The sequence below is a fragment of the Planococcus kocurii genome (assembly GCF_001465835.2).
GTDB lineage: Bacteria > Bacillota > Bacilli > Bacillales_A > Planococcaceae > Planococcus > Planococcus kocurii.
The window spans coordinates 2,275,236-2,292,035 of record NZ_CP013661.2 but is presented as its reverse complement, the minus strand read 5'-3'; the positions used below and the strand labels follow the sequence as shown (position 1 = coordinate 2,292,035).

16 protein-coding genes are annotated in these 16,800 nt (G+C 40.6%); 2 read left to right on the top strand and 14 right to left on the bottom strand.

All coding sequences use genetic code 11. From position 1 onward, the window contains the following. The first annotated feature begins 27 nt into the window (after positions 1-27). Both AUO94_RS11290 and AUO94_RS11285 read left to right on the top strand, forming a co-directional pair. Positions 28-1,311 (top strand): hemolysin family protein, encoded by a 1,284-nt coding sequence (locus AUO94_RS11290; protein WP_078080849.1) that lies wholly within the window; start codon positions 28-30, stop codon positions 1,309-1,311. A gap of 382 nt (positions 1,312-1,693) precedes the next feature. Further along, positions 1,694-2,581 carry a YihY/virulence factor BrkB family protein gene (locus tag AUO94_RS11285; RefSeq protein ID WP_058384307.1) on the top strand — a complete coding sequence of 296 codons (888 nt, stop codon included), beginning with the start codon at positions 1,694-1,696 and terminating at the stop codon, positions 2,579-2,581. 59 nt (positions 2,582-2,640) lie between these two features. Here AUO94_RS11285 and AUO94_RS11280 read toward each other — a convergent pair whose 3' ends face one another. The 14 genes from AUO94_RS11280 to AUO94_RS11215 all read right to left on the bottom strand — a co-directional run bounded on the left by AUO94_RS11280 (position 2,641) and on the right by AUO94_RS11215 (position 16,791). Then, positions 2,641-3,594: a dipeptidase gene (locus tag AUO94_RS11280; RefSeq protein ID WP_058384306.1), complete on the bottom strand. Its 954-nt coding sequence runs from the start codon at positions 3,592-3,594 to the stop codon at positions 2,641-2,643. Beyond that, entirely contained in the window at positions 3,595-4,317 is a 723-nt protein-coding gene (locus tag AUO94_RS11275) for a gamma-glutamyl-gamma-aminobutyrate hydrolase family protein (protein WP_058384305.1), read from the bottom strand. A 179-nt stretch (positions 4,318-4,496) separates the two neighbouring features. Continuing rightward, positions 4,497-4,766 carry a hypothetical protein gene (locus AUO94_RS11270; RefSeq protein WP_058384304.1) on the bottom strand — a complete coding sequence of 90 codons (270 nt, stop codon included), beginning with the start codon at positions 4,764-4,766 and terminating at the stop codon, positions 4,497-4,499. Between the two features lie 168 nt (positions 4,767-4,934). Further along, complete coding sequence (rbsB, locus tag AUO94_RS11265; RefSeq protein ID WP_058384303.1) at positions 4,935-5,858, bottom strand: ribose ABC transporter substrate-binding protein RbsB; 924 nt, start codon at positions 5,856-5,858, stop codon at positions 4,935-4,937. Positions 5,859-5,871: 13 nt separating this feature from the next. Next, positions 5,872-6,816, bottom strand: coding sequence for an ABC transporter permease subunit (locus AUO94_RS11260; protein WP_058384302.1), 945 nt, complete (start codon positions 6,814-6,816; stop codon positions 5,872-5,874). Continuing rightward, positions 6,800-8,299: a sugar ABC transporter ATP-binding protein gene (locus AUO94_RS11255; protein WP_058384301.1), complete on the bottom strand. Its 1,500-nt coding sequence runs from the start codon at positions 8,297-8,299 to the stop codon at positions 6,800-6,802. The genes AUO94_RS11260 and AUO94_RS11255 overlap by 17 nt, the downstream gene beginning before the upstream one ends. Before the next feature lie 17 nt (positions 8,300-8,316). After that, a complete protein-coding gene (gene rbsD, locus AUO94_RS11250; protein WP_058384300.1) occupies positions 8,317-8,703 on the bottom strand; it encodes a D-ribose pyranase in 387 nt (128 codons plus the stop codon). Beyond that, positions 8,700-9,581, bottom strand: coding sequence for a ribokinase (gene rbsK / locus AUO94_RS11245; protein ID WP_058384299.1), 882 nt, complete (start codon positions 9,579-9,581; stop codon positions 8,700-8,702). The genes rbsD and rbsK overlap by 4 nt, the downstream gene beginning before the upstream one ends. Continuing rightward, positions 9,578-10,561, bottom strand: coding sequence for a LacI family DNA-binding transcriptional regulator (locus AUO94_RS11240; protein ID WP_058384298.1), 984 nt, complete (start codon positions 10,559-10,561; stop codon positions 9,578-9,580). The genes rbsK and AUO94_RS11240 overlap by 4 nt, the downstream gene beginning before the upstream one ends. A 498-nt stretch (positions 10,562-11,059) precedes the next feature. Continuing rightward, entirely contained in the window at positions 11,060-12,304 is a 1,245-nt protein-coding gene (locus AUO94_RS11235; protein ID WP_058384297.1) for a dicarboxylate/amino acid:cation symporter, read from the bottom strand. 166 nt (positions 12,305-12,470) lie between these two features. Beyond that, positions 12,471-12,836 carry a rhodanese-like domain-containing protein gene (locus tag AUO94_RS11230; protein ID WP_058384296.1) on the bottom strand — a complete coding sequence of 122 codons (366 nt, stop codon included), beginning with the start codon at positions 12,834-12,836 and terminating at the stop codon, positions 12,471-12,473. Positions 12,837-12,896: 60 nt separating this feature from the next. Then, entirely contained in the window at positions 12,897-14,300 is a 1,404-nt protein-coding gene (locus AUO94_RS11225) for an MBL fold metallo-hydrolase (RefSeq protein ID WP_058384295.1), read from the bottom strand. 226 nt (positions 14,301-14,526) lie between these two features. Further along, positions 14,527-15,612 carry a CaiB/BaiF CoA transferase family protein gene (locus AUO94_RS11220; RefSeq protein ID WP_058384294.1) on the bottom strand — a complete coding sequence of 362 codons (1,086 nt, stop codon included), beginning with the start codon at positions 15,610-15,612 and terminating at the stop codon, positions 14,527-14,529. A gap of 30 nt (positions 15,613-15,642) precedes the next feature. Further along, positions 15,643-16,791 carry an acyl-CoA dehydrogenase family protein gene (locus AUO94_RS11215; protein ID WP_058386835.1) on the bottom strand — a complete coding sequence of 383 codons (1,149 nt, stop codon included), beginning with the start codon at positions 16,789-16,791 and terminating at the stop codon, positions 15,643-15,645. Positions 16,792-16,800: the final 9 nt, after the last annotated feature.

The window sequence follows — 16,800 nt, the reverse complement described above, 5'->3', positions numbered from 1 at the left end:
GGGAATTTATTGGACCCCATACTTATATTGAATCTAGCTTTACTCGTCTTGCTAATCGCGTTAACGGCTGTTTTTGTCGGCTCGGAATTTGCCGTCGTTAAAGTCCGGATGTCGCGCATCGACCAATTGATTGATGAAGGAAACAAAAAAGCCGTACTGGTCAAAAAAATAACCAGTGATCTTGATTATTATTTGTCAGCTTGTCAGCTTGGTATCACTGTTACCGCTCTTGGATTAGGCTGGTTAGGGAAACCTACTGTTGAACGGCTCTTGCTGCCTTTGTTCGAAATGCTCGATGTTCCTTCTTCCGCTTCTACTGTCATTTCATTTTTTATCGCTTTCTCGCTTGTGACATTTTTGCACGTTGTCATCGGGGAAATGGCTCCAAAATCGCTAGCGCTTCAATTTGCTGAACGCATGACGCTATTATTATCACCTTTTCTCTATTGGTTTGGTAAAATCATGTATCCGTTTATTTTCATTCTGAATGGCTCTGCTCGTATTCTGTTACGGATTTTTGGTGTGGAACCTGCCAAAGAAGATCAAGCTCATTCAGAGGAAGAGTTGAAAATTATTATGGCTCAAAGCTTCCAAAGTGGGGAAATCAATCAAACTGAATTGTCTTATATGCAAAATATTTTTGCTTTTGATGAACGCAGTGCAAAAGATGTGATGATTCCTCGCACTCAGATGATTGCCTTTTCAGATGACTTATCAGCTGAGGAACTTCTAGCTGAAATCCGTGACCATCGTTTTACACGTTATCCTATCGCAAAAGACGGAGACAAAGACGATTTAATTGGATTTATCAATGCGAAAGAAGTGTTGACGCATTATGCTGTTAACGGGCATTTTGAAATGTTGGAACTTATTCACGATCTCCCTTATTTCCATGAAACAACACCGCTTCAAAATGCCTTAGTAAGAATGCAAAAAGATCGCACGCATATCGCTCTTGTCATCGATGAATATGGTGGAACTTCTGGTTTGATTACAATGGAAGATATACTAGAGGAAATTGTCGGAGAAATCCGAGATGAGTTTGATGAAGAAGAAGATGAGGAAATTATTAAGGAAAGCGAGACACGCTATCTTCTAAACGGACGCGTCCTGTTAAAAGATTTGGAAGAACGTTTCGATTTTGAGTTTGAAGACAGCGAAGATATTGATACGATTGCGGGATGGATACAACATCAGCTAATTGAAGCTGAGACTGGTGATCGCTTTGTAAAAAAAGGTTGTCAATGGTCTATTGTTGAAATGGAGAATCACCATATCTTAAAAGTCGCCTGTGATCTATTGCCGAAATAAGCTTTAAGGAGCTGTCTCAAAAGTCATTTTCATGACTTTTGGGACAGCTCTTTTTTGCATTTGTGAGAAAAGGCTGATGTCCATTCCGACGATTGCTACTGCAGGACCTCGATGAAATTTCGGGATTGTGGCATTGATCCTCAATCTCCTGAAAGTAGCCGGCATCCGCCAACTGCTTTCAGGGCACTCACTCTAAAAAAAGAAGAAGAAAAAAATTCTTTTTCTTCTTCTTTTTTTAGGGACTTATGGGACAGTTCCTTTTTTTCGGACTAAAATGATTTGTCGTGGCTTTGTAATTATTCTTTTATTACTATTTAAGGGTTAATGTATTCTTTAATAGGGCATATACAAAGTAACTAATTTTTTAAATGGAGGGCGTCATATGAGTAAAGCTATGGGATTTGTTAAAGAGCTCGGCAATGAATTCAAAAAAGATAACGCGACAACTCTAGCTGCAGCACAAGCTTATTATTATTTATTAGCCATTGTTCCTTTGTTGATTTTGCTGCTGGCAATTTTGCCTTATCTGCAAATTGATCCACAACGTGCCGTAGATTTCATCGGTACCATTCTACCAGGAGAAGTGGCTTCTACATTCCAAGATACAATTGTGAGTGTGGTCACTACGCCATCAGGTGGCTTGTTGACATTTGGTATACTGGGTACGCTTTGGTCTGCATCGAATGCGCTGTCTGCTTTTATTAATGCTACCAACCAAGCTTATGGCATTGAAGAAACGCGTTCGTTTATCAAATTGAAAGCAACAGCTATTGTGTTAACACTGGGCATGCTAATTGCGGTCATCGTTGCACTTATTTTACCTATCTTCGGTGGTACGATTATCGATATGATTAAATCGTTCTTTAATCTTCCTGAACAAACTGAAATCATTTTCCAAGTTTTACGTTGGGTCATTTCGATCGCAGTCATGAGTATGGTTTTGGCATTCATGTACAAATTTGCTCCCGATAAAAACTTTCCGTTTAAAGAAGTTATTATCGGAGCTGTCATCGCAACTGTTTTATGGCAAGTCGTGTCATTTGGCTTCTCCATCTATGTGTCAAACTTCGGCAGTTATTCCGCGACTTATGGCAGCCTTGGAGGACTCATTGTCTTGATGCTGTGGTTCTTCTTGACCGGTCTAATTTTAGTCATTGGCGCTGAAATAAACGCAATTTTGCATAGACGTCGACTAGCTGCTTCACCTGAAGCCGTCGCACAAGGTGAGACTTCTATCGAAAATACGGAATCCTCTATGAATAAATATTAAAAAAATCCCTTTCGCATTTATGTGAAAGGGATTACTTATGTGACCATCGTTTTATAGATTTAAATTCCGGGACGGTGTTCAAGAAAATTCCGATACATAAAGCCTTCTACTTCTGTAACTGTATAGTGTTTTTGTAGCGCGTCAATCAGGTTAGGAAATTCGGATGCATTATTAAGATCTGTAATGTACGAGGAAATTCCGTCAAAGTCTGATCCAATGCCCACTTGGCGAACTCCACCAAGCGAACAAAGATGATCGATATGACGAATCAAATCCGGTATTGTCGCTTGATCACTGTCTTTGTTAATAAACTGCGGACAAAACACGACATCGATCATTCCATTATTTTTGAACATCGCTCGAATTTGCTCGTCATTCAAATTGCGCGGATGATCGCAGAGAGCACGGGCGTTCGAGTGGCTGGCAATTGGATATTTTGCTAGTTCCATCACGTCCCAAAATCCATTTATGGATAAATGAGAAACATCAGTAAAAACATGCTGTTCATTATTAAGAAGAACTACTTCTTTTCCTAGCACTGTTAAACCTGCACCACGTGGATCGCCAACTCCATCAGCACATAGGTTGGCGTTGTTCCAAGTCAACCCTACTGACAGCACACCTAACCGGTAAAGATGGCGAAGTTTTGCCAAGTCGTTACCAAACGCATCCGCTCCCTCAAGCGTCAAAACCGCGCCAATTTCATCATCTTTTAGCCACTCGATGTCTTGCCAATTCTTGATGTGCTTCATCAGTGGATTTCCTCCAAGGATTTCACTATAAAAAAGATCGATTTGTTCGAGTGCATGCTGCCATTTTTCATCAGATGGAAAGTCTGGATGAACAAAAACAGCAAAAAACTGTACTTTTACACCTCCCGCTTTGAGCCGGTTGAAATTGGTATCCAGTAAATCTGAATGTTGGTAGTCTAACAACTCTCCGTTAAATAATGCGTTTCGTTTTGCTACCTGCAGCTTTAGAAGCGCATCACAATGTGTATCGAAAATTTGCATCTATTCATCTCCTTCTTCTCGGCATGCTTCGATAAACCCGTTGAAAATTCCGAGCGATGCTGAGTCTGCAACTCTTGCCATATTTTCAGGATGCCATTGCACTCCTAAAACAAAGAGGTGCTGTGTGCTTTCAATCGCTTCTACAATGCCATCACTCGACACCCCACTAATGATCAGAGGCTTAGGTACCAGTCGATTTGCCTGATGATGGCGGCTATTCACTTTTAACCGCCGCATCCCTGTTAATCGGTGCAGAAGTGTGCTTTCTCCGACCTCAACAAAATGAGAGCCGTGAAACCGTGGTGCTCTTTGCTGGTGTTGCACCAAATCTGCTGTTACTTGTGTAGAGATGTCCTGATACATATCGCCACCCACAGCAATATTTATTACTTGAGCTCCTCGACATACGCCTAATATGGGTTTGTTTAACGCCATTACTTTTTTGGCTAACGCTAATTCAAATGCATCACGAGACGGAATGATGACACCTAGGTTTGGATGTGGCTCTTCACCAAATACGGTTGGGTCAATGTCGTAGCCTCCTGCCAAAAACAAGCCATCAATATGTTCAGCAATTTCGTCAATGTCCGCTTTTTCCGTTAAGTGACAAAGCATGAATGGCAGACCTCCCGCCGCTAAAATTGCTTCAGTGTCAGCAATTTCGATACCATATTCATCCCGCCCTAGTTCAAGAGACGCGGTAAGACCAATAATTGGTTTCATTTATGTATACCCCCTCAAAAAACTGAATAGATTAAACATACAGACTTTCACTGTAGAATACTAGAAATTCGTTTATCAACATTCGTTTGAACAATCAGCAAAAAAACCTGCATGAGCTTTGACTCTTGCAGATTCCCACTATTTATATGCATATTTTCTAGTCGTTTTTTGTTCCACAGTCATCCACCCATTTGCAATTTTGTTGTATAAATTAACCGCTCTCCAACAAACATGCGGCATTGGACTCTACACAAACTAGTACTAAGCGATACTTTAATATCCTCGTATTCACCGTCTTCATTTTTCACTTTTCCAACTAATCGAGAAGTGAAATACAAGCCGACCTGCTCATCCTGTAAAACACCATCGACAAACAATTTTTCATTGGTCCATGTATTGATGACGCAAATTGTATGTTCCCTGTACTTCACTGTCCATACATGTTTCATCTACTGACCCCCCCATACTGCTTTTAACACTAGTATAACAGAAGTCTGAATAGTCAGTCGCCAAACATATTGCAGTAACCCTTTACGGTAATTTCTACATACAAAAAGCTGTAGCTTTCTCAAATGATTCGAGAAAGCTACAGCTTAGTGACAACCAGTAATGGTTGGTTATTTGATCAATTCCAACTCAACTGGAATGGATGCTTCTACTTCTTTACCATCAAGTGATTGAACAGCCGCTTCAACAGCCATTTCACCAATCATTCCAGGTTTTTGTGCAACTGTTCCAGCAAGACGGCCTTCTTCCACCGCTTTTACAGCATCTTCTGTAGCATCAAATCCAACTACGGCAATATCTTTTCCTGAAGCTTCTATTGCCTGAAGAGCACCTAAGGCCATTTCATCATTATGAGTAAACACTCCCGTAATGTCCGGGTTTGCTTGAAGAAGATTTTCCATGACGGATAAGCCTTCAGCACGGTTAAAGTTCGCGGTTTGCTTAGCCACAATATCCAACTTGTCTGCAGCGATGTTGTTAAAGCCTTCTCCGCGCTCACGTGCAGCTGAAGATCCTGGAACTCCTTCAAGTTCCGCAACTTTAGCGCCTTCGCCTACAATTGAAATAAGATGTTCTGCCGCCATTTCTCCACCCGCAATATTATCTGACGCAATGTGAGAAACGACTTCTCCACCCGCAGCACTACGGTCAACCGTAACGACTGGAATGTTTGCAGCATTGGCTGATTCAACTGCAGCTGCAACCGCTTCAGAATCAACCGGATTGATCATGATTAAATCTACCTCTTGCTGGATTAAATCTTCTACGTCACTTGCTTGTTTTGAAGCATTGTCTTGTGCATCTACTACAGTTAATGTTGCACCTAATTCTTTCGCTTTTGCTTCTGCACCTTCATTCAATGTAACAAAGAATGGATTGTTCAACGTTGAAATAGAAAAACCGATTGTGTAATCACCGTTTGCTTCGCCGCTGTCATCGCTTTCCTCATCAGAACTTGATCCCGGAGCATCCATTGAACAAGCCGCCAAAATCATCATTACCATTAACATGAACCCCAATTGCAATTTTTTCATTTTCCTACACCCCTTATGCTGTTTTTTTACGGTCCAGAAGAACCGCTAATAATATGACTGCACCCTTCACCACTTGTTGGAAGAAGGAAGTAACCCCGATAAGATTTAAGCCATTATTCAGTACCCCGATGATCAAGGCACCAATTAATGTACCCACAATCCATCCACGACCGCCTGTCAGACTTGTTCCACCAAGTACTACAGCTGCGATGGCATCAAGTTCAAACATCTCGCCAGCAGTCGGCTGAGCCGAATTCAACCGTGACGTTAAAATGAGCGAAGCGAGTGCTGCGAGTAACCCAAGCAGTGAGTAAACGTAAATTTTTATCCGATCTGCATTGATCCCCGATAAAATGGATGCTTCTTCGTTGCCACCTACTGCATAAACACGACGACCAAACGTTGTCTTTTTCAAGATGAAATACAAGATCCCGAAACTAACAATCATGGTTACTACTGGAATGGGAATTCCTAGAAAATATCCTTTACCTAGCATTTGGAAAGTTAAGCTATCGCCTAAGCCTGAAATTGGACGACCATCCGTGTATACCAATGTCAGTCCACGATAAATAGTCATCGTTGCTAACGTAGCGATAAATGGTGCAACTTTTCCTTTCGCAATAATAATTCCGTTAATTGCTCCAAGAACAGCACCAAGCAAAAGTCCGAGTAACATGGCGAAAATCGGATCGATTCCACTGGCCATCATTCCTGCTGTTACGGCACCCGTTAATGCAAGAGTCGAACCAACAGATAAATCGATGCCTCCTGTCAAAATAACAAAAGTCATTCCGAAAGCAATCAGCGCGTTAATGGATACTTGTCGGAGCACATTCATTAAATTGGATACAGATAAAAAGTCTGGATTTAAAATCGTGATAATTACCATAATAAGAATTAACCCAATAAATGGTGCTACCTTTTGAATTATGGATTGATGATTAGTCTTCAACTGCAAGTTTTCCACCTCCTGTAGCAAAATGCATGATTCGTTCTTGTGTCATTTCATGTTTGGATAAATCCGCTGTTATTTTGCCTTCATGCATGACTAAGACGCGATCAGCCATGCCGATGACTTCTGGCAACTCTGAAGAAATCATTAAAATCGCGACACCTCGTTCAGCTAGCTCATTGATAATCGAATAGATTTCTTTTTTCGCACCAATATCAACGCCGCGTGTTGGCTCATCTAAAATCAGCAGTTGCGGTTCAATGCCTAGCCATTTTGCAATCACTACTTTTTGCTGATTTCCACCACTTAACGATTTTGCGGCTTGGTTAGGTCCTGAGGTTCGGATTCTAAGACGTTTGACCATAGAATCATAAAGTTTACGTTCTTTGTCTTTGGAAATTAATCCGTTTTTGGAGATGGCTCCAAAATTGGTCATGCTCACGTTTTCTTCCACAGAAAAATCGACAACGAGTCCTTCTGATTTCCGATCTTCCGTTACATAACCAATACCCATTTCCTTTGCTTTTTTAGGTGTATCAAGCTTCACTTTTTTGCCGTCGAATTCAATGTCACCACGCTCAAATTTCTTATAACCGAACAGCGCCTGTGCCACTTCTGTACGACCTGCTCCCATAAGTCCAGCAATTGATAATACTTCACCTTTTCGCAGTTCAAAGGAAATATCTTCAAAGCATCCTTTTCGACACAAACCTTTTACAGCTAGCTTAATTTCTCCAAGTTCTGATCTCCGCTCTGGAAAACGTTCTCCAAGTTCGCGACCAACCATCATTTGGACAACTTCATCAAATGTAGTTTCACTAATTTTCCGCTCTCCAACAAACTCACCATCGCGCAAAATCGTAATTCGGTCACATAGTGAGAATATTTCTTCCATACGATGAGAAATATAAATAAAAGATACCCCACGTTTTTGAAGTTCACGAATCGTCTTAAACAAACTCTCGATTTCACGATCAGTTAATGCTGCAGTAGGTTCATCCATAATAATGACTTCTGCATCCACCGATAACGCTTTCGCAATTTCTACAATTTGCTGCTTTCCAACTGATAGTGTACTTGCCGGGTCAGCTGGATTAATATCCAATCCAAGGTCTAGCAGGATTTGGTGTGTCTTCTTTTCCATCTGTTTGTTTTTTAATATTCCTGTCCGGCCGATTGTTTCTTCGCGCCCAAGAAATAAATTATCTGAAATCGACAGATGAGGCAGAATGTTCAGCTCTTGATGAATTACCGCAATGCCTGCATTCTCTGCCTGCTTTGGTGAAGTGAAATTGACTTGCTGCCCTTTTACTTCAACCGTGCCTGAATCCCGCGTGTAAATTCCAGACATCACTTTCATCAAGGTTGACTTGCCTGCGCCGTTCTCGCCCATCAGCGCATGAATTTCACCTTTTTCTAAAGAAAAATGAACATTCTTCAATACTTTATTGCCATTAAACGATTTGGAGATATCCGTCATAGTAATCATCGTAGTCACCTGCCTTTTTAAAAAATAACGCCAGAGCGAAGGACAATATTGGCATACGGTGTCGCTTCTCCTGTGCGGATAATCAATTTTGCCTGGTTACTGAGAACTTTCAATTCTTCATGCGTAATATAATCAGCTTTTAACTTCTTCATAATTTCTTGCTCTACTTGGGGATTAGCGTTAGTTATTTCCCGCGCAATAAATGCAGCTTCTGCCTCAAAGTCTGCAAGAACAGCGTCCAATATCGTTAAAAATGCCGGTTCCCCTACTTTATAAGACAAATCGATGCATAAAACTCCTTTTGGAATGGGTAAACCACAATCACCAATCACCAGCAAATCAGTGTGCCCAAAAAGAGCCAATGCACCCGCTATGTCACGATTGATCATGCCGTGCTTTTTCATGAACGCTCACCTGTCATCCGCGCTTCGACAGCTGCTCGATTCGGCATACCGCCTTGTGCACCAAATTTTTCTACCGATAAAGATGCCGCAGCATTAGCAAAACGGACCGCTTCTTCAAACCCCTGGCCTTCTACTAATGCCGCACCTAGTGCACCATTGAATGTATCACCCGCTCCAGTGGTATCAACTGCTTTAGTAGAAAAACCTTTAACTAGGACATGCTTTTGTCCGTCATAAAACTGTGCGCCTTTTTGTCCAAGTGTGACGACAAGACGGTTTGGATATTCTTCCAGCGCCTTTTCCCAATTGTCACCAAAAATTTCTTCTGCTTCTGTTTCGTTTGGCGTTAGGTAGGTGCAATATGGTAGGAAATCAGCTGTAAATCCACTTGCAGGAGCTGGATTTAAAATACTCGGTACGCCATGTTGATGACAAATTTTTAATGTCTGCTGAATAACAGGAATCGGCGTTTCTAATTGCATAATAACCAAATCACTAGCCGCTAGTTGTTCAGTAAAAGCGACTATCTCTTCAGCTGTTACACTGTGATTGGCCCCTGGTACAACGATAATACGATTGTCTCCTTCGGATAGGAGAATATTGGCGATACCACTGGCACCATCGATTCGTTTGATTGATTCAACCTGAATCCCTTCGCTCTCAAGTCCAGCTACTAGTTCGGTCCCAAATGCATCTTGTCCGACTGCGCCTATCATCTGGACCTCATTGCCTAACCTTGCAGCTGCTACAGCTTGGTTTGCTCCTTTGCCACCTGGTACTGTCGTGTACAAAGTTCCTAGAGTTGTTTCACCTTGCTTTGGAAAGCGGTCTGTTTGAACGACCAAATCCATATTAATACTGCCAACTACAGTAATCATTCCACCACGCTCCTTGTTGTTCCTCGAATGACTAACTTCACCGGAACTTCATAAAAATTTTGTTCGATCTTCTTATTTTCAATGCGTTTAATCAAAACACGCGTTGCAACTGCACCCATTTTATAAACGTCTTGTGCGACCGTAGTCAATCCTGGTGATAACATCGCTCCCATTGCAACTCCATCAAAACCGACAATTTGCAATTCGTCGGGTACATGCTTTCCAGCAGTTCCTGCTGCTTTTAAAGCACCAGCTGCTGAAACGTCGCTACTGGCAAAAATTCCATCAATTAGCGGATTTTCTTGGAGTATGCGTTCAACAATTTTTTGTGAATCTGCAAAATGAAAAGGACATGTAACAACTTGATACCGCACATTCGAACGTTGAATGGCTTCCATAAATCCTTCATAACGATCGTTCGCCGGATTTAACTTCTCTGGACCTCTAAGAAATAGGATGTGTTTGCATCCCCTTTCTAACAGTGCATTCGTTCCCATGATTGCGCCTTCTTTGTTATTTGAAGAGACCGTTGGTATTTTCTCATTAATTGTTCGATCTAATGCCACAATTGGTACATTGGCGTTCGCATAATGCGGAGCATCTAGTTGGTTAGAAGTTACGATAAATCCAGCAATGTATTTTTTCTTTAATGTCTCAATGTAATTTTTTTCTTTTTCGGGATCTTCGTCTGAATTGCATAACACGACTGTATAGCCATAGGTTAACGCAACGTCTTCAACTGCTCGTGCAAGTTCCGGAAAAAAAGGATTGGTGATATCTGGCAAAATCAAACCAATCAGATTTGATTTTTTCGTGTTCAATGAGCGTGCAATCGGGTTCAGTTCGTATTTCAGCTCTTCTACTGCAACAGTTACCGCTTGAGCAGCTTCTGTACTGACATAACCGCTGTTGTTTAAAAACCGTGAAACTGTCGCTACTGAAACTCCTGCTTTTTTCGCAACGTCTTTGATAGTAGTCATGCAAAACGACTCCGTTCTTGTACCAATGTGTAACCGGTTACACATACTATATAATGGAGCGATTTTCTTGTCAATGTGAACATTTTCCATCTATCCAATCAAGAGCAATTGAATGCTACATACTTTTATCTACTCATGAAAAACGGGCTGTCTCAAAAGCTTATGAACAATGACTTGTGAGTCTAGCTCTTTTGTATGCGACAGAATCGGAGAATATTTACGGATGCTTTCCGTAACAAAAACCAACACAATTTTTGAAGATGAATAAGTGACACAAAATTGACGTAGAAAGTGTCTTCCGTCCGATCAAGGACAATCGAACTTTCCGGATATTTCACCTAAGAACCTTGAAAAGTGCACACCGAGTTCAGTAGTGTAACAGTGGCCCCTATTTTACATTCTCCATGAAAATTCAAAAAACAGACAGAGAAAAAGGAACTCCTTTTTTCTGTCTGTTTTATTTTAGAGGTTTATGAGACAGCCTCTGTCCTTGTTATATTAAGCATTCATGTTTTTTGTTCGTAACTCTCTATTCTTTTCAGTTTCTGCTACATAAACTGCACAGGCAGCGTCTCCTGAAATGTTAATTGCGGTACGCGTCATATCCAATAGACGGTCAATTCCGATTACTAAACCAATACCAGCAGGTGGAAGTCCAACACTGCTCAACACCATGGCAAGCATAATCAAGCCGACACCTGGAACCCCTGCCGTACCAATACTCGCTAACACAGCAGTTAATACGACCGTGACAAGATCCATCGTGGACAGTTCAACTCCGTATGCTTGTGCGATGAACATTGTTGCAACCCCTTGCATTATAGCTGTTCCATCCATATTGATGGTAGCACCTAGAGGTTGAACAAACGAACTAACAGACTTGGGCACACCTAATTTATCTTGAGCCACTTCCATCGAAATCGGCAAAGTTGCTGTACTACTCGATGTACTAAAGCCTACACTCATTGCTGGGGCGAAGTTTTTGAAAAACCAAATCGGGTTTTTCTTTGCTAAAAACTTAATCGTTCCTCCGTAAGTGAAGATTGCATGCACGAAAAGTGCAGCTAAAATCACCAACATATAAGATCCCATCGCTTTCATCGCTGAAAACCCTTGAGATCCAACCGCCGTAGCGATCAAACCAAATGTACCGTAAGGAGCAAATTTCATCACGACGCCAACTAAGTACATCATGACATCGTTGCCTTGTTCAAACAAATGGACAAGTCCTTTGGTCTTTTCGCCAAGAGCCGTCAATGCCAGTCCGATAAACACAGCAAAAACAATAATCTGCAGCATATTGCCTTCTCCTAAAGCCGCAATCGGATTGGTCGGAATCATGTCCAATAAAGTCTCACCAACTGAAGGCGCTTTTGTTACTTCAAACTCAGCAGAGGACAGATCAAAGTCTCCTGCAAGCCCAGGCTGAATAACAGCTGCTAATGATAGTCCTATAATAATCGCAATGGTAGTTGTCACCAAGAAATAAGAAACTGTTTTAATCCCAATACGCCCTAATTTGGCAGGGTCTCCAAGACCAGCCGTTCCGAGTATAATAGAAAACAAGACAAGTGGTACAACGAGCATATTAATCAAACTTAAAAATATTTGGCCGAGTGGCACAAATAAATAGGTATTTATTGCTTCAAATGATCCCGGTGTGAATAGGTTTATCAACAAACCAACGATCGCCCCAAGGATAAGTCCAGTCAACACTTTTACAGTCAATCCAGGTTTTTTCATCCATTTCCCTCTTTCATATCTAGACGTAAAAACTATTTTATAGGAAAGTACACAGTCCGCACAACTTTTAAGTAATTCACCGAATATACAGTTTCTTAAAACAAAATTATTATTTTGAAATACAAAAAAACTATGTAAATTAAGGTACATTTACATAGTTTTCGAATTAACAACATGCCGTTTGCATCTTGTCTTTTCCTATTAAACTATAACTCGTTACGTGGAATCCCCTTTGATGAAGCAGACGAGTCGCCAAGTTTTTCTCTAGTTGGTTTTCTGCAATCAAATGGATAGATTTTTTCGGTATTTCTCGATAACCTCTTGTGAAATAGGATATAGGAAGATTAAAGGCTCCAGAAACCAATTCTTTATCGGATACGTTATAGGCGCGGACATCCAACAAAGCACAAGAGTCAGCGTCAATTTGATCCAGCTGCTCTTGTTTTATTCCGTGGACCGGCATGTGTCTTTTATAGACACTGTGGGCTACCATGGAAACTGGCAACCCAATCAGCAGTGCACTTGTTATCATTTCATCGCTCCTTTTTCACAAGTTAATCTTATGATTTTTAATTTCTCTCAAACTTCATAGCTAAACCGATAGTTCTTCTTTCCACTTTGAATAGCCACCTGAAAGGTTAACCAAATCATCAAAACCATTCGCTTTAAGAAGACTTGTAGCAATCGCTGAACGCGCTCCAGACTGACATTGTACAATAATGGTTTTACTTGCCGGAACTTCATCCAATCGTTTTTTTAATGTACCGATCATAATGTGATTGGCTCCTTCAATATGACCTTCATCGTACTCAGATTGATTTCGAACATCCAGCACATTGGCTTTGCCGTCTTTGATCATTTCTTTCGCTTGTTCAGGAGACACGCTCTTATATGATTCTAGTTCTCCCGCTTCTTCAATTAGCTTCGAAACATCTCCGTAGCTAATTTCTCCGTCAATACCGACAGAGCGCAATACCCCAACCACTTGTTCTAATGACTCCGGATTTAATAGCAGGTAAAGCGGCTTGTTGTAATCCACGATCCACCCAGCCCAATTGGCAAATGATTGATTGAACGGAATGTTAATCGTTCCAGGAATATAGCCATTGCCGAATAGAGCAGAAGCACGTAAATCAACAACTTGCTGTCCATCCGCAATTAGTTTCTTCAACTCATCTGCAGACCCAATCACTTGCGGTTTTGGTAAATCTTTCATTAACTCTACACCTGTTTTATTCACTGATTTCATCACAGCGAAGTAAGCAGGTGGTTCAGGTTGACCATCCAATAATTCTGTTTGGAACGCTTCAAGTTCGTCGTATTGCAATGCCCAGTTAAACATTTTCTCATAACCTACAGTAGTAGAAGGTACGGCGCCAAGCGCTTTACCACATGCACTTCCTGCACCATGAGCTGGCCACACTTGAAGATAATCTGGTAGTTTTTTAAAGCGCTCAAGTGATTCGAACATATCTTTAGCGCCTGCTTTAGAAGTTCCTTCGACACCTGCAGCTTTTTCAAGTAAATCTGGTCGACCAACGTCTCCTACAAACACAAAGTCTCCAGTGAAAATACCCATTGCTTTATCTGCCGAACCACCGCGGTCTGTTAGTAAAAATGAAATACTTTCTGGTGTATGGCCCGGGGTGTGCATCACTTCAAAAATCAAATTCCCGATTTTAAACTGATCGCCACCTTTTACTAATTGGTGATGTAAATGATTGATATTTTGATATTTCCAATCTGCATCACCTTCGTCAGACAGATATAATTTTGCACCAAAACGATTTTCAAGTTCACGTGAACCTGAAACAAAGTCCGCATGGATATGTGTTTCAAGAGCACCGACAATATTCAAGTTTTCTTTTGCAGCAAGCTCTTCGTAAGCACTTATATCGCGCATTGGATCTACTACTACTGCTTCTCCTGTTGCCTGGCAGCCTACTACATATGAAGCGTGCGCTAAATTATCATCGTAGAAATATCTTAATAACATATCATCAATTCCCTTCAATCATTTTATAAACTCAATATACCACCAGGGGTATATAAAGTAAAATATTCTGCTTATGGAGAAGATTTGACAATCCCCTAAAGCTTTAAAATGGTCTCTAGCCTGAACTCTTTAAACTTAAACACCTTTACATATAAAAAAATCATTAGTAGGAACAAATAGAGACCCTATTTGTTCCTACTAATGATCTGATTGGAGGAATAATCTTTCAAAAGAATTCACGATTATTTGCGCCTGCCCTTAATCCAATATGTTTATATTCTGGAGTGAAAACCGATGATTTGATTGGACAAGCAATTTGTTTTTGAAATCCGTTTTGTAAATCTGGTACATCTACGAACATCTCTCGCTCCATCGAATGCGGGTGATGCATTACTTCTTCTAATGTCAGTACGGGTTCTACACATGCTTCAATTTCACCGAAAATCTCGTTCCACTCTTTAAATGTCTTGTTTAAAAATGATTCTTTTACAGCTTGTTTAAAGTCAGCGATGTCGTTTGGTTTTTGGCTCATAGACAGTTCAATTAAATCTGTTCGACCTAGCCCTTCACATAATAGAATACGGAATTTCGGTTCTAGGCTACCGACTGAAACGTATCGATCGTCTTTAGTTTTAAAATATCCATAAAATGTACCGCCGTTTAATAGCATTTTTTCGGGTGCCGGTTTTTCTCCATCCACCAAATAAGGAGCAGCCGCTATAGCGTTTAATGACATACTACAATCTGTCATGCTAATATCCAGTGATTGCCCTTCACCGGTTCTTTCGCGGTAGATAAAAGCAGATAAAATACCAATCGCCGCATGCAAAGAGCCTCCTGCAATATCTGCAATTTGCGTTCCGACATTTGCCGGTCCGTCCCGTTCCGTACCTGAATAACTTGCTAGTCCAGCGATCGACACATAGTTAATATCATGACCAGGACGATCACGGTATGGACCTGTTTGACCAAACCCTGTTAACGAACAGTAAATGACTCTAGGATTTATTTTTTTTAATTGTTCATAACCTAGACCTAGTCTGTCCATTACACCAGGTCGAAATTGTTCTAATACAATATCGTACTCTTTTACAAGTTCTTTGAGTTTTTCGATTGAAGTTTCGTCTTTTAAGTTTAACGCAATTGATTTTTTAGAACGATTGAGGTAGTTTTCCATTGATGTTAATTTTTCTTCTGTTGGTCGTTGCACATGCAAAACTTCAGCGCCTAAATCTGCTAACATCAATGTCGCAAATGGACCTGGCAATAACGTTGAAAAATCGAGTATTTTTAAATTGTTTAAAAGTCCCATATACCTCTTCCTTTGCTAATAAATTGACGTTTATTTTATTCCTAAGTTTTTAGCAATAATTACTTTCATGATTTCGTTTGTACCGGCATAAATAGATGTCACTGCCACATCACGATAACGTCTTGCAATCTCGTATTCTTCTGTATAACCATATCCGCCGTGCAATTGCATACATTCAATGGCAACTTTTTGCGCTAAATCCGTGGTCCACCATTTTGCCATCGATACTTCTGTCACGATATCTGTTCCAGCCATATGATTTTCAATCAATTTATCGACGAAAGCACGACCAATTTGCAGCTCTGAACTGAGTTCAGCCAACTTAAATTGCGTGTTTTGAAATTGACTAACTCTTTTTCCAAAAGCTTTTCTTTGCTTCACGTAATCCATCGTAATGTCTAACATTCTTTCGATCGACGCTATACTCGAAATAGAAATAATCAATCTTTCTTGCTGTAGTTTTTGCATTAAGTACAAGAAGCCTTTTCCTTCTTCACCTAATAGATGACTGCTAGGTACACGGACGTCATTAAAAATTAACTCACTTGTATCATTTGCATGTTGTCCTACTTTTTCTAGCTGTTTGCCTTTTGTAAATCCAGCTGTACCAGCTTCTACCACAATTAAACTAATTCCTGTGTGGCCTGGCTCTGCAGTTGGATCTGTTTTGCAAACAACGATTGCGATATCCGCACTATAGCCATTCGTAATAAACGTCTTTTCCCCATTGATGATATAATCATCGCCATCTTTTATCGCCGTTGTTTTAATAGCCGCTAAATCAGAACCTGTATTTGGCTCAGTCATCGCGATACACGAAATAATTTCTCCAGTTAATGATTTCGGCAGCCAACGTTGCTTTTGCTCTTCAGACCCATAAGATTCAATATACGGAATAACGATGTCATTATGGAGTCCAGGTCCCGTTAACCCGGTACCTACTTTTTCAAATTCCTCTATAAACACGGTCGCATAACCAAAGTCAGCATTTGCACCCCCATATTTTTCATCTACTTGAGGGCAAAGAAAACCTTGTTTCCCCATCTTCTCCCAAAAAGATCGTGGCACCATTTTATCTTTTTCCCATTGATCAAAATGAGGAACCGCTTCTTTTTGCAAAAACTTCTTTAATGCATCCCGATACATTTCATGGTCTTCGGTCAGAAAAGATCTCTTCATCATAAAAAT

Excerpts from the sequence above, each read along its gene's own strand:
- AUO94_RS11285 (WP_058384307.1), top strand. The coding sequence starts at position 1,694 with ATGAGTAAAGCTATGGGATTTGTTAAAGAGCTCGGCAATGAATTCAAA.
- AUO94_RS11280 (WP_058384306.1), bottom strand. The coding sequence starts at position 3,594 with ATGCAAATTTTCGATACACATTGTGATGCGCTTCTAAAGCTGCAGGTA.
- AUO94_RS11275 (WP_058384305.1), bottom strand. The coding sequence starts at position 4,317 with ATGAAACCAATTATTGGTCTTACCGCGTCTCTTGAACTAGGGCGGGAT.
- AUO94_RS11270 (WP_058384304.1), bottom strand. The coding sequence starts at position 4,766 with ATGAAACATGTATGGACAGTGAAGTACAGGGAACATACAATTTGCGTC.
- rbsB (WP_058384303.1), bottom strand. The coding sequence starts at position 5,858 with ATGAAAAAATTGCAATTGGGGTTCATGTTAATGGTAATGATGATTTTG.
- AUO94_RS11255 (WP_058384301.1), bottom strand. The coding sequence starts at position 8,299 with ATGATTACTATGACGGATATCTCCAAATCGTTTAATGGCAATAAAGTA.
- rbsD (WP_058384300.1), bottom strand. The coding sequence starts at position 8,703 with ATGAAAAAGCACGGCATGATCAATCGTGACATAGCGGGTGCATTGGCT.
- rbsK (WP_058384299.1), bottom strand. The coding sequence starts at position 9,581 with ATGATTACTGTAGTTGGCAGTATTAATATGGATTTGGTCGTTCAAACA.
- AUO94_RS11240 (WP_058384298.1), bottom strand. The coding sequence starts at position 10,561 with ATGACTACTATCAAAGACGTTGCGAAAAAAGCAGGAGTTTCAGTAGCG.
- AUO94_RS11235 (WP_058384297.1), bottom strand. The coding sequence starts at position 12,304 with ATGAAAAAACCTGGATTGACTGTAAAAGTGTTGACTGGACTTATCCTT.
- AUO94_RS11230 (WP_058384296.1), bottom strand. The coding sequence starts at position 12,836 with ATGATAACAAGTGCACTGCTGATTGGGTTGCCAGTTTCCATGGTAGCC.
- AUO94_RS11225 (WP_058384295.1), bottom strand. The coding sequence starts at position 14,300 with ATGTTATTAAGATATTTCTACGATGATAATTTAGCGCACGCTTCATAT.
- AUO94_RS11220 (WP_058384294.1), bottom strand. The coding sequence starts at position 15,612 with ATGGGACTTTTAAACAATTTAAAAATACTCGATTTTTCAACGTTATTG.
- AUO94_RS11215 (WP_058386835.1), bottom strand. The coding sequence starts at position 16,791 with ATGAAGAGATCTTTTCTGACCGAAGACCATGAAATGTATCGGGATGCA.